The organism is Rickettsia koreansis, assembly GCF_046532895.1.
In the GTDB taxonomy this organism is placed as follows: Bacteria; Pseudomonadota; Alphaproteobacteria; order Rickettsiales; family Rickettsiaceae; genus Rickettsia; species Rickettsia rickettsii.
This window is the reverse complement of record NZ_WHLZ01000001.1, coordinates 322,444-335,294: the sequence shown is the minus strand read 5'-3', so window position 1 is coordinate 335,294 and position 12,851 is coordinate 322,444. Positions and strand designations below refer to the sequence as shown.

The window sequence follows — 12,851 nt, the reverse complement described above, 5'->3', positions numbered from 1 at the left end:
TCATTTGCATGTTTAAAGAAATATGCCTATTTTTCTTGAAGGTTCTCTAATTGATCTAATTCTTTATTAAATTTCTCAAGCTCTAAAAAGATAAAATAAAAATCTTGTAAGTCGTTCTCATAAGTTTTAGTATCAAGTAATCTATGATCTGATCTCCAATCTTTTTTATCGGGCAATAAAATAAAATCGGCAATAGCTAAGAATATTACTCCTCGAAGTTTTGCATATACTGCCATTTTTTTTATGATCTTCATCTTCTTTTATTATTTATCTTGAATAGGCCTTTGCTGTATAAAGCTGAACTCGTTTTTCAAAACCTGGATGTTTGCTGACCTGCATCTCTACAATAAATTGAGTACCGTATTTATCTCTACATAATACGTCAACTATAGATTGTCTATAAGTAGCGATATCGGGATCTTAGATTGTTTTTAAAAAAGTAACTGCGGTAATTACTTCTTTTCCCGTATAATCTAAAATGTTATTTAGAAAATGAATAAGTATATCCTTATTTTTTTCTGTACCGAAAATTTTTAAAAATGCATAGTTATTTTTAGGGTCTAAGAAACGTGAAATTAGCATAATAGTCTATATTTTTATATATCATCACTTCATTATAGCAAATTCCAAGAAATTTGCTATAATACAATTTCCTAATATGTAAAACATTATGATTAGTAAAATTAATTTTGTAAAAATGCATGGTCTCGGTAATGATTTTGTTATTGTTAACAAACGAGATTTATCAAGTTCATATGATTTATCGCAGTTAGCAAAAAATATGGCTGAGCGTCATACAGGTATCGGTTGCGATCAGTTCATTATTTATGAAGAGCATAATGATTTTTATGAAATGATTATATATAACATAGACGGCTCTAGTGCTAAATTATGCGGTAATGCTACAAGATGTTTAGCCAAGTTAATTTATCTTGATACGGGAAAGCAAGATATTACCGTAATGGTAGGCAATAAAAAATTGCTATGTAATGTCAATGATGAAAATAATATTAGTGTTAATGTAGGAAGCGTTAGTTTTAATGAAGCTTGGATGCCAAGTCGTGATAAAGTTTGGGAATTTGCAGAGCGTTATATGATTGATTTAAAGGAAACTATTTGCGTTGATATAGGTAATCCGCATGTAGTTATTTTTAGTAAGTTAGAACCTCAAGATCAAAAAATTGTCGGTGCACAATTGCAGGCTAAGGAATTATTCGCAGATGGGGTAAACGTTAATTTTGCTGAAGTAAAAGATAATAAAATCTATTTATCCGTTTGGGAGCGGGGGGTAGGGTTAACGCTTGCTTGCGGAAGTGGAGCTTGCGGTAGTTTTGCTGCCGGTTTAAAGCGCGGTTTTATCCATTCACCAAGTACTATAGTCTTTAAGCACGGTAACCTTACTATGAAAGAAGAAAACGGTAATATAATAATGCAAGGTGCAGCTACGCTTGTAGCACGTGGGGAATATTATTGTGAGCAATAATTTAAGACAAGACGTAGTAACATTTGGCTGTAGACTTAATATTTACGAAAGTGAGATAATACGAAAAAACTTGGAATTGTCGGGTATCGATAATGTAGCAATATTCAATACTTGTGCGGTAACTAAAGCAGCTGAGAAACAAGCAAGACAAGCTATACGCAAGGCTAAAAAAAATAATCCTGATTTAAAAATTATTGTTACCGGCTGTAGTGCTCAAACAAGTCCGCAAATGTACGGTAATATGCCGGAAGTTGACAAAGTTATAGGTAATGAAGAGAAGTTATTACCTAATTACTACCAAATTACCGATGCAAAAATAACAGTTAACGATATAATGTCGGTGAAAGAGACGGCAAGTCATTTAGTAAGTAGCTTTGACGGTAAGTCTCGTGCTTTTATTCAGGTACAAAACGGTTGTGATCATTTTTGTACTTTCTGTATTATCCCTTATGGTAGAGGAAAAAGTAGATCAGTAGCAATAGGAGCTATAGCAGAGCAGGTAAAGCATTTGGTATTAAACGGCTTTAAAGAAGTAGTTTTTACCGGTGTCGATGTCACGGCTTACGGTAGTGATTTGCCAGGAAGTCCAACATTCGCACAAATGATTAAACGAGTGTTGAATTTAGTCCCTGAATTAAAGAGGCTTAGATTATCTTCAATAGATGTTGCAGAAATAGATGATGAACTTTTTGAGCTTATAGCTTATAGTGAAAGGATAATGCCGCATTTTCATATTAGCTTGCAAGCAGGCGACGATATGATATTAAAACGTATGAAAAGACGTCATAATAGAGCAAACGTAATAGAGTTTTGTCGGAAGCTGCGGGCAATAAGACCGGAAGTATCTTTTGGTGCGGATATTATAGCTGGTTTTCCGACTGAAACCCCTGAAATGTTTGAAAATACAAGAAAATTAATTTCAGAAGCGGAATTACAATATTTACATGTTTTCCCTTATTCGGAAAGAGAAGGAACGCCTGCAGCACGTATGCCACAAGTACCTCAAAATATAAGAAAAGAAAGGGCAGAAATTTTAAGGCAAGAAGGGCAAAACCAGTTGACCGAATTCTTTAAAAAACATATAGGACAGAAAGTGGAGTTATTAGTAGAGAATAATAATATTGCCCATACCGAAAATTTTATTCCGGTAAAGCTAGATAAACCTTTAGAAATAGGGCAGATATTTAAAGCGAAGTTGGTGGGGATAGAAGAGAATTATATGAAGTGTATGTTGGTTTAACGTCATTGCAAGGAGGTATTGTTGTGTAGATACTGAAGGTCGTCATTGCGAGGATCCGTAGGTGACGCGGCAATCCAGAAAATAATTAAAAAAATTCTGTAAATCAGAATTTTTAACTGGATTGCTTCATCAATTGCTATGCAATTTCCTTGCAATGACGGATAAATAGGTCCACGCAACAATGCCCACTCGCAATGACGTTCTACCGTACAATAAAAAATCAAAAACAAAAAAACAATCATGGAACATATAGAAACAATATTAAGGCTTGCTGAGGACAAAATCTTATTAGTACAAAACTTAAAAGCTCTGCAAGAATATAAAGTAGAATTTTTAGGCAAGAACGGTATAGTGACCGGTGAGCTTAAAAAATTAGGTAGTTTAAATGAACAGGAACGTAAAGAATTTGGTTTAAAAATCAATAAATTAAAAGATAAAATACAGAATATAATAAAAGCAAAAGAAGAAATTTTAGAGGAGCAGGAACTAAATTTTAAACTTGCTGCTGATAAAATTGATTTAACAATCCCTGCACGGAGATATAAACAAGGTTCTATTCATCCAATAACACAATGTAGTGAGGAGTTAATACAAGTATTTTCGCAGTTTGGTTTTACTATAGAAAACGGACCGAATATCGAGAATGATTTTCATAATTTTACCGCTCTCAATTTTGAAGATGATCATCCCGCAAGGCAAATGCATGATACTTTTTATTTGAAAAGTCAGGAAAATAATAAGCCGCTGTTATTACGTACTCATACCTCAACAGTGCAGATTAGAGCTATGAAAAATGGCAAACCGCCTTTTAGGTTTATAGCACCGGGTAGGACTTATAGATCGGATTCAGATATGACGCATACGCCAATGTTCCACCAAATAGAAGGGCTTGTTATGGATAAAAATATCAATATGGGACATTTAAAATATGTTATCACGGCATTTATAAAAAGCTTTTTTGAAAATTCTAATATTGAATTACGTTTTAGACCCAGCTTTTTTCCATTTACCGAACCTTCTGCCGAAGTTGATATTCGGATGAATAAAAACGATAAATGGCTTGAGGTCCTCGGTTGCGGTATGGTTCATCCAAACGTGCTTAAAAATGTTGGTATCGATAGCAGCGAGTATCAAGGTTTTGCTTTTGGGCTGGGAGTAGAGCGTTTTGCAATGTTAAAATATAATATCAAAGATTTAAGACAATTTTTTGAAGGAGATATGCGTTGGCTTAAACATTATAATTTTGGGAGCTTTGATATACCGAATTTAGCAGGAGGGCTTACGAAATGAAATTTACGTTATCATGGTTAAAACAATTTTTAGAAACATCGGCTTCAGTTACTGAAATTGCCGAAGCCCTAACAGCTATTGGCCTTGAAGTGGAAGAGGTGATAGATAAAGCGACGGAATTACAAAAGTTTGAAGTAGCATATATTACAAATATTAAACCTCACCCGTCAGCTGAGAAATTAAAGCTTTGTGATGTTGAGACTAAAAGCGGTATGCTGCAAATAGTTTGTGGTGCGCGTAATGCAAGAGCAGGTATAAAAGTAGTACTTGCAAATATCGGAATAGAAATACCAAACGGCAAATTTAAGATTAAGGAATCTGTTATTAGAGGCGAAAAAAGCTGTGGTATGCTTTGCTCTGAAGAGGAATTACTGCTAGCTTCAGAGTCTGAAGGGATTATAGAGTTATCTGAAGATGCCGTAGTTGGAGAGAATTTTACTAAATATTACGGTTTAGATGATCCTATATTTGTTATTAACGTTACTCCTAATCGTGGTGATGCACTTGGAGTTTACGGCATCGCAAGAGATTTAGCAGCTAAAGGAATAGGAATACTTAAAGAGCTAGAAATTTCGGCAATAAAGAGTACATTTTTTTCTAAAATGAAGCTTAAAGTGCAAGATAAAGAAGCCTGTCCGTTATTTACTTTTAGAGAGATAAGAAATTTAAAAAATAAACCAAGCCCTGATTGGTTACGGAAATTATTAAAAAATGTTGGGGTAAAAACTATTTCAAGCTTAGTGGATGTAACAAATTATATTTCCTATAGCTTTGGGCAGCCGATGCATGCTTACGATGCAGATAGGATAAAAGGGGGAATTACTGTAGCACGTCATTGCGAGAAGCGTAGCGACGAAGCAATCTCAGGACAACAAAATGAGATTGCCACGGCTGCTTTGCAGCCTCGCAATGACGTAGCTAAATGCCACGCCCTAAACGGCAAAGAATATTTACTTACAGAAAATGATTTAGTTATAAAAGATGAAAGCGGTATTCAAGGTCTGGCTGGTATCATTGGCGAGGCTGATAGTAGTTGTACTGATAGTACGACTAATATAATACTCGAGGCTGCTTGTTTTAATGCTAAAATGGTTGCAGCTAGCGGGCGAAGATTCCAAATTGATACGGATGCTAGATATCGTAATGAGCGTAATATCGATAGAAATTTTACGGAAAAGGCTTTGGATATAGCAACTAATCTTATTTTGTCAATATGCGGAAACGGTGAAGTATCGGAAGTAGTGAAAGTCGGTGAAAAAGAGTCACAAAAAAAACCTTTAGATTTTTCAGCATGTTATTTAGAAAAAATTACAGGAATTAAACTAAATATCAAAGCGATAGAAGCCATATTAAATAAACTAGGATTTATTACGGATGTTAAAGGTAAGATTATAAAGGTAATAGCTCCTTCTTGGCGTCACGATATAACTATTTTAGAAGATATAGCTGAAGAAATCGCTCGTATTTACGGCTATGATAAAATAGAGAGTATAAAATTACCCGAACTAGATCAAGATAATAATAAGCTAAGAGCGCATAAAAGAATATCTAGTTTTAAAAGGATATTAGCAAGCAAAGGCTATGATGAGGTAGTAACTAACTCTTTTATGAGTAGTGAAGATGCAAAGTTGTTTGCTGAATTAAAAGAAGAGTTATTTTTGCTTAATCCTATTAGTATAGGAGACAATTATATGCGTCCTACTATACTGCCGAATTTGTTAAGTATAGTAAGTAAAAATCTAGCACGCTCTATAAAAGATATGGCTTTTTTTGAAGTTGGACCAAGTTTTATAGATTTAAATACGGAAGCAACTTATTTGACGGCAATTATAAGCGGTTCATATAATAATAAAAATCCTCATTCGCTTGGACGAGGCTATGATGTTTTTGATCTTAAAGGCGATTTAGAGTTGGTAGCTGGTTATGCAGGACTATCTATAGATAAATGTATAGCAACAAATGGGACAGTATTGCCACAATATTATCATCCAACTAGAGCAGTAAATATAGGGCTTGGTAAAAATTTATTAGGTCATTTTGGGCAGATACACCCTAAAATATTGAAATATTACGATATTAATCAGGAAATATTTGCATTCGAGCTAAATATTACGAATTTGCCGTTGATAAAAGCTAAATTTGGTAAAAGAGACAAATTTGCAGTATCGGATTTCCAAGCTAATTTTAGAGATTACGCATTTATTGTTGATCAAGATCATAGAGTCGGTGAAATAATATCATATATAAATAATTTTAATAAAAAGCTTGTCAAATCAGTTATATTATTTGATATTTATAGCGGTGATAAATTACCTGAAGGTAAAAAATCTATAGCGGTTAAAATAGAGCTACAAGCAGATGATCGGACGTTATCTGATACTGATTTAAATTCGTTCAGTAAAGATTTAGTTGCTGCCATCTCACAAAAATTTCAAGGAACATTAAGAGAATAACAATATGTTAAAATTAATAGTTGAAACAAAAACGTTAGTTCAGTCCCTAGGGTTTGCAAGTTCCGTTGTTGAAAAACGTAATGTAATACCTGAATATGCAAACATTAAATTGTCGGCAAAAGACGGCAATCTAGAGCTTAGTTCTACTAATATGGATTTGTACTTAAGTCAAAAAATAGCAGTACAGGTAGTAAGTGAAGGTGAATGTACCGTTTCTACGAAAACTCTAAATGATATAGTCCGAAAACTTCCGGATTCCGAGCTTACATTAACAGATCTCGGTACAACGGGACTTGAGATCAAAGGAAAAAATTGTAAATTTAATTTATTTACTTTGCCGGTTAGTTCTTTTCCTGCAATGGATAGTATTAATCCTGAAGCAAGTTTTAAAATTTCCTGCACGGATTTTGCTAAAATAATCGAATCGACAAAATTTTCGATTTCTTTAGATGAAACTCGTTATAATTTAAATGGTGTTTATTTACACATAAAAGACAAAGAGTTTTGTTCGGCAAGTACCGATGGGCATAGACTTTCGATTTCATGGGTAACATTAGAAAAACAAATAAAGAATTTTGGAGTTATATTACCGCAAAAAAGTGCAGAGGAAATTTTAAAAATCGTTAAAGATCCTAAAAATATAAATGAAGATATAGAAATTTTATTAAATAGCAATAAGATTAAATTTATATGTAATGAAAATACTATTATGCTATCAAAGCTTATAGACGGTACTTTCCCTGATTATAGTACTTTTATTCCGGAAAGCAGCAGCTCAAAATTAGTAATTAATCGAAAAATGTTTGCAGATAGTATAGAAAGGATAGCGATAATAACCGTTGAAAAATTTAGAGCAGTAAAATTATCGTTATCTCGTGAAACCTTAGAGATTAGTGCCGTCAGTGAAGCAAGAGGTAACGCAAAAGAGGTTATTAATTCTTCACAAGATAAGGAAAGTTTTTATGAATATAATAGTGATGAGTCTTTAGCTATAGGCTTTAACCCGCAATATTTGGAAGATGTCTTAAAAGCAGTGAAATCGGATTTAGTAGAACTATATTTTTCAGATGTTTCAGCACCGGTACTTATTAAATTTCCTGAGAATCCTAAAGATACTTTTGTCGTCATGCCTGTTAAGGTGTAAGTTTTATGAGAACCGGAATATAAATATATAAGCATTACAAAGAAAAATTATATAAAGTTATAGATACTGTAAAACATAAACTTTGCAAGAGTTATATGATAATTTCCAGCTTTTGGGTAAGGCCGCTTGAAATGTTTAACGAAAAGGTTTTATTACACGGCAAAAATATTCCACGTTTTGAATTTATTTCTGAGAAATAATTAAATCTGCCCTATGTCATTCCCGCGTAGGCGGGCATGACATCGAGTGGGTTTTTTGAGCCATATAACAATGCCAAAGAACGGTGGGGAGAAATATTTTTTGACTAATAGCTAAAGCTTCTCTATTATTTACCTCAAGCACACTAATTAAATATTGGTTATGAAGAAAATTACCGGATTATTTTTTGTAATTATACTTAGTGCAATAAGTACTAGTATCTTAGCGGGTGATTATCCAAAAACAGAACGAGAGCAGAAATGGGACGAAGTAGGTTCTATAGCAGGTGAAGAAGGATTAGTTTTTAGACCGGGTAGGGTTAAGAATGAATCTACTAAAGCTGTAGGAGGTTCAGTTAATAAATATCTCTGGCAAGCAGCATTAGAGACTATAAGTGTCGTGCCTCTTGCATCAGCCGACTCAAACGGTGGCGTGATTATTACGGAATGGTATAGCCCACGTTCTAATCCTAATTTTCGATTTAAAATAAATATATTTATTAAAGACGATGTAATTAGCCCTGATTCAATCGAAGTGAAAGTATTTGAAGAAATGCTTAAAAATAAACAATGGGTACTTAATGAAAACACCTCAAATCTTGCTATCACGCTTGAAGATAAAATTTTAAGAAAAGCTAGAGATATATATATTAATAGTGTGAGGTAATAACAGTATTGCCGTCATTGCGAGGAAATTACGGGGTAATTGACGAAGCAATCTCAGGATATTTGATGAGATTGCCGTGCAGTCTACGACTGCTCGCAATGACAATGCAGTATATAAATTAAAAAAATATGAACCAAATAGAACAAAAATGGCAGTACATTTGGCAAGAAGAAAAAGCTTTTGAGGTATCAAACGCGAGTAGCAAGCCAAAATATTACGTACTTGAAATGCTGCCTTATCCTTCCGGTAAAATCCATGTAGGTCACGTACGCAACTATTCTATAGGTGATGTTATTGCAAGGTTTATGACTATGCAAGGTTTTAATGTGCTTCATCCGATGGGCTGGGATGCTTTCGGGCTACCTGCCGAAAATGCCGCAATAAAAAATAATTCTCACCCAAAAAAATGGACATATTCTAATATCGAGAATATGAAAAAGCAGCTAAAATCTATGGGCTTTTCTTATGATTGGTCTAGAGAGATAAATAGTTGTGATCCTGAGTATTATAAATATGAGCAGAAATTCTTTTTAGAGCTTTATGAACGAAATCTTGCTTATCAAAAAGAAGCATTTGTTAATTGGGATCCGGTTGATAATACCGTGCTTGCGAATGAACAAGTTGTAGACGGGCGTGGTTGGCGTTCAGGTGCAATAGTTGCAAAACGTTATTTAAAGCAATGGTTCTTAAAAATTACCGATTATGCTGAAGAATTATTAAACGAAATTCAGAATTTAAAAGAGTGGCCTGAAGCTGTTCGGTCTATGCAAGAGAAATGGATAGGTAAATCGATAGGTGCTAATTTTCATTTCAAAATTAAGGATAATGAAGAGACTACTATAGAAGTATTCTCAACCAAACCTGAAACCATTTTTGGTGCTAGCTTTATAGGAATTGCCTTTAATCATCCAATAATAGAGCGGTTAGTTTCTAAAACACCTGAAATACTCGCTTTTATAACTAAATGCTCGCATATTACAAGAAGTAGCGAACTAGAAAAGGCTGAAAAGGAAGGTGTATTTACCGGTCTTTTTGTTACTCATCCTTTCGATTCAAATATAGTTTTACCGGTTATTATTACTAATTTTGTGCTAATGGATTATGGCACTGGTGCAATATTTGGTTGCCCTGCTCATGACGAACGTGACCATGAATTAGCTGTTAAAATGAATTTATCTATTAAACAAGTAATTAAAGCAGATATGGATGTACAAAAGAGCGCTTATACGGAAGATGGAATTTTAATTAATTCGGATTTTCTAAACGGCTTAACTAGTAACGAAGCAAAACAAGAAGTCATCGGAGAATTTGAGAAACTAGGCATAGGTAAACGCAGCGTAAATTATCGTCTAAAAGATTGGGGGATTTCAAGGCAGCGCTTTTGGGGATGTCCTATTCCTATGATTCACTGCGAAACTTGTGGCATAGTGTCCGTACCTTACAAAGACTTACCCGTTACTTTACCTGATGATGTAAATTTTGATGGCCACGGTAATCCGCTTGATCATCATCCTAGTTGGAAACATGTTAATTGTCCGAAATGCGATAAGCCGGCTGTGCGTGAAACCGATACTTTTGATACATTTTTTGAATCATCTTGGTATTTTACGAGATATTGCAATAGCAATGCTACAGAGATGACTGATAAAAAAGCTTGTGATTACTGGCTACCGGTCGATAAATATATAGGCGGCATTGAACATGCGGTAATGCATTTATTATATGCAAGATTTTTCACAAAAGTAATGAACGAACAGAATTACGTAAGCGTTCGAGAGCCTTTTAAAGGGCTATTTACTCAAGGTATGGTGCTGCATGCCACTTACAAAGATGAACATAATAATTGGTTATATCCTGAAGAAGTAGTGAAAAAGGGTAATGAATTTTTTCATAAAGAAAGCAATAATAGAGTAGTGCAGGGACGCATTGAAAAGATGAGTAAGTCTAAAAAGAATCTCATCGATCTTGAGACAATACAAGAGCAATATGGGGCAGATGCTATTAGGCTTTTTGTACTGTCCGATAGTCCGCCTGAGAAAGATCTAGAATGGTCGGCAAGCGGTATTGAAGGCTGCTCACGTTTTATTAATAAGCTTGAGTATATGTTTAAGGCAATAGATTCTTTAAAAGATGATGTGAATAGCGAGATTAATAAAGAGCTTAATAGGTTAGTACATTTTACAATAAAGCACGTCGCCGAAGATATAAAGCATTTTGCCCTAAACAGAGCAATAGCACGTATGCGCGAGCTTTCTAATGTTATATCTGCTGAAATATCCAAAGATAAAATTGATGTTAAAACCGTAAGGCATGGCTTTAATGTTTTAGTACAGCTACTAAATCCTTTTATCCCGCATATTACGGAAGAAATTTGGCAGAAGCTTGGCAATAAAGAGCGATTATATAATTTGTCTTTTCCTGCATTTGATGAATCAATGCTAGAGTTAGATACATATATTATGGCAGTGCAGGTTAACGGCAAACTCCGTGACACCTATGAGTTTAAAACGTCCGTAAGTGAAGATGAAATAAAGCAAGTTACCGTCAGTTTGCCAAAGGTACAAAAGTTCTTAGAAGGGAAAGAGCCGAAGAAGATTATCCTCGTTCCTCGTAAAATTGTGAATATACTCGTTTAATTTGGAAAATTGGCTACGTCGTTTTGGTAAGTCTTCGGATGCTCACGTATTAAGTATACGCTCCGCTCCTCGGCTTACAGACCCCTTGTTCTTTCCAAATTAAACTGCGTCTATCTACTTTTCATTTATCAGAAGTATATTATTTTTTGAATCTGTCATCCCGCGACTTGATCTAGTTTAAAATGCTAAAATTATTAGTACTTTAAGTTGTTTTTAAATACCGTGATCAAGCTGCAGTATGACACCTAGCATACTTTTATTGTATTACCACCATACTAACCCAAAAAAAGTAGTAGTATGACCTAAAACGACCTCCTTATGTTTATCTAATGAAGCGTCATAATGCTGCTTCATCTCATTTATAAAATTACTGCAATTATTATGGTAAGTACCTTTTGAAGCACCCTTATAACTCTGATAAGATGAAGTTTCATAATGCCTCTTCTCTAAGGTAATAGTAAATATTGTTTATTAGCATACTTTATCTATTATATAATTGGCTGCCTACCAAAATGCGGCAAAAACACCGCCATCAATACTTAAAGTGTCTGCTTCTGTTTCACAAGTTATAATCCTAGTATAACAGAGGTTTGCTATACTATCTAGACTTAGATTTAAATCTGACTCTGAATCTAGCACGTCTATTTTTTTTCTATTAGTCATAAAGATCCCTTTTTAATTACTAATTAATTAAACTTTTTGTATAACTTGCGTCAAATTTGTATGTCAATCCGGTACTCACATCCTCACGTATTTTTATGTATGCTGCGGTGGCAAGTGTTTCCGTGTTTCCTTCAAATTCTTCCTTATTAGCTACATTATGCAATAAGTCTATTGTAGGCTCAGTAATTTAAAAAAATCAATTAGCTACTAATAGACTGTCTGTAATAAATTTTAACCGGTAATTTAATTTTTTTTGCTGTAAATTATAAGATTTTTTTGGAATAGGAACTGCTATTTCTGCAAAAATCTTCAATTATTAATTAAAATTTATTACAGATAGACTATTAAATAGTGCGCCTGATTTTATACCTGAAGTCAATAAATAGTATTAATAAATTAATGCATGAAAATATCGATTTCATTCCAACCGATAAGGTCTAAATTAGCTCTTATCGGTAAAAAACGGAAAATATCTTGGGCAAGTTCATACCTATTTTCTTTAAGTAGCATTTTTTGTAAAATATCCTTTAACTGATGCAAATAAAGCACATCTTTTGCTGCATATTCTTTTTGTTCTGAAGATAAATTATCCGCACCCCAATAGGAAGATTGTTGTTGTTTTGAAATATTTATATTAAGCAATTCTCGGCACAAATCCTTAAGCCCATGACTATCGGTATAAGTTCTAACTAGTTTTGAAGATATTTTAGTACAAAAGATATTTTCTAAATCTATATTTAAATATTTTTTTATGGATGCTAGATCAAATCTAGCAAAATGAAATATCTTGCATCTAGTTTTATCTAGTAATAATGCTTTTACATTAGGAGCTGTATAATCTTGAGTTGTAAAATGAACAAGATGAGCTTCACCATTGCCATTACTAAATTGTAGCAAACATAGTTTATCTCTATGTAGATTTAGTCCCATTGTCTCGGTATCTATAGCTAGATCTCCTTCAAGTTCAAAATTATTCGGTAGGTCGTTTTGATAAATTTTTATAGTCATAAATGATTTTTAATTCCTTTTAATCAATAATGTTGTTGTGCGGATCGAAAAACGCGTTCTGTGTCATACC

General features: G+C 33.8%; 11 protein-coding genes and 2 pseudogenes. 8 read left to right on the top strand and 5 right to left on the bottom strand.

Annotated features, from left to right (window positions below):
• Positions 1–26: 26 nt before the first annotated feature.
• Both GCO76_RS01890 and GCO76_RS01885 read right to left on the bottom strand, forming a co-directional pair.
• Complete coding sequence (locus tag GCO76_RS01890) at positions 27–254, bottom strand: PD-(D/E)XK nuclease family transposase (RefSeq protein ID WP_410955989.1); 228 nt, start codon at positions 252–254, stop codon at positions 27–29.
• A 13-nt stretch (positions 255–267) separates the two neighbouring features.
• Positions 268–582, bottom strand: a pseudogene (locus tag GCO76_RS01885) (PD-(D/E)XK nuclease family transposase).
• A gap of 88 nt (positions 583–670) precedes the next feature.
• Here GCO76_RS01885 and dapF point away from each other — a divergent pair.
• The 8 genes from dapF (at position 671) to leuS (ending at position 11,110) form a co-directional block, all read left to right on the top strand.
• Positions 671–1,483: a diaminopimelate epimerase gene (gene dapF / locus GCO76_RS01880; RefSeq protein ID WP_410955988.1), complete on the top strand. Its 813-nt coding sequence runs from the start codon at positions 671–673 to the stop codon at positions 1,481–1,483.
• Positions 1,458–2,723 (top strand): tRNA (N(6)-L-threonylcarbamoyladenosine(37)-C(2))-methylthiotransferase MtaB, encoded by a 1,266-nt coding sequence (gene mtaB, locus GCO76_RS01875; RefSeq protein ID WP_410955987.1) that lies wholly within the window; start codon positions 1,458–1,460, stop codon positions 2,721–2,723. The genes dapF and mtaB overlap by 26 nt, the downstream gene beginning before the upstream one ends.
• A gap of 240 nt (positions 2,724–2,963) precedes the next feature.
• Positions 2,964–4,013, top strand: a complete 1,050-nt coding sequence (pheS, locus tag GCO76_RS01870) for a phenylalanine--tRNA ligase subunit alpha (protein WP_410955986.1) — start codon at positions 2,964–2,966, stop codon at positions 4,011–4,013.
• Entirely contained in the window at positions 4,010–6,466 is a 2,457-nt protein-coding gene (gene pheT, locus GCO76_RS01865) for a phenylalanine--tRNA ligase subunit beta (RefSeq protein WP_410955985.1), read from the top strand. Before pheS ends, pheT begins: the two co-directional genes overlap by 4 nt.
• 4 nt (positions 6,467–6,470) lie before the next feature.
• A complete protein-coding gene (dnaN, locus tag GCO76_RS01860) occupies positions 6,471–7,610 on the top strand; it encodes a DNA polymerase III subunit beta (RefSeq protein ID WP_410955984.1) in 1,140 nt (379 codons plus the stop codon).
• Between the two features lie 23 nt (positions 7,611–7,633).
• Positions 7,634–7,810 carry a DUF1653 domain-containing protein gene (locus tag GCO76_RS01855; RefSeq protein ID WP_410956451.1) on the top strand — a complete coding sequence of 59 codons (177 nt, stop codon included), beginning with the start codon at positions 7,634–7,636 and terminating at the stop codon, positions 7,808–7,810.
• A gap of 160 nt (positions 7,811–7,970) precedes the next feature.
• The gene (locus tag GCO76_RS01850; RefSeq protein WP_410955983.1) at positions 7,971–8,474 is read left to right on the top strand and encodes a DUF3576 domain-containing protein; all 504 of its coding nucleotides are present in this window, start codon (positions 7,971–7,973) and stop codon (positions 8,472–8,474) included.
• A 128-nt stretch (positions 8,475–8,602) separates the two neighbouring features.
• Positions 8,603–11,110, top strand: coding sequence for a leucine--tRNA ligase (gene leuS / locus GCO76_RS01845; RefSeq protein ID WP_410955982.1), 2,508 nt, complete (start codon positions 8,603–8,605; stop codon positions 11,108–11,110).
• Here leuS and GCO76_RS01840 read toward each other — a convergent pair.
• The 3 genes and pseudogenes from GCO76_RS01840 to GCO76_RS01830 form a co-directional block, all read right to left on the bottom strand.
• Positions 11,107–11,203 (bottom strand): annotated as a pseudogene (locus GCO76_RS01840) (palindromic element RPE5 domain-containing protein); the annotation flags it as partial. The gene leuS and the pseudogene GCO76_RS01840 overlap by 4 nt on opposite strands.
• Before the next feature lie 411 nt (positions 11,204–11,614).
• On the bottom strand, positions 11,615–11,773 hold the full coding sequence (locus tag GCO76_RS01835) for a hypothetical protein (protein WP_410955981.1): 159 nt from the start codon (positions 11,771–11,773) through the stop codon (positions 11,615–11,617).
• 396 nt (positions 11,774–12,169) lie between these two features.
• On the bottom strand, positions 12,170–12,781 hold the full coding sequence (locus tag GCO76_RS01830) for a ribonuclease D (RefSeq protein WP_410955980.1): 612 nt from the start codon (positions 12,779–12,781) through the stop codon (positions 12,170–12,172).
• Positions 12,782–12,851 lie beyond the last annotated feature (70 nt).

Excerpts from the sequence above, each read along its gene's own strand:
- GCO76_RS01890 (WP_410955989.1), bottom strand. The coding sequence starts at position 254 with ATGAAGATCATAAAAAAAATGGCAGTATATGCAAAACTTCGAGGAGTA.
- dapF (WP_410955988.1), top strand. The coding sequence starts at position 671 with ATGATTAGTAAAATTAATTTTGTAAAAATGCATGGTCTCGGTAATGAT.
- pheS (WP_410955986.1), top strand. The coding sequence starts at position 2,964 with ATGGAACATATAGAAACAATATTAAGGCTTGCTGAGGACAAAATCTTA.
- pheT (WP_410955985.1), top strand. The coding sequence starts at position 4,010 with ATGAAATTTACGTTATCATGGTTAAAACAATTTTTAGAAACATCGGCT.
- dnaN (WP_410955984.1), top strand. The coding sequence starts at position 6,471 with ATGTTAAAATTAATAGTTGAAACAAAAACGTTAGTTCAGTCCCTAGGG.
- GCO76_RS01850 (WP_410955983.1), top strand. The coding sequence starts at position 7,971 with ATGAAGAAAATTACCGGATTATTTTTTGTAATTATACTTAGTGCAATA.
- leuS (WP_410955982.1), top strand. The coding sequence starts at position 8,603 with ATGAACCAAATAGAACAAAAATGGCAGTACATTTGGCAAGAAGAAAAA.
- GCO76_RS01835 (WP_410955981.1), bottom strand. The coding sequence starts at position 11,773 with ATGACTAATAGAAAAAAAATAGACGTGCTAGATTCAGAGTCAGATTTA.
- GCO76_RS01830 (WP_410955980.1), bottom strand. The coding sequence starts at position 12,781 with ATGACTATAAAAATTTATCAAAACGACCTACCGAATAATTTTGAACTT.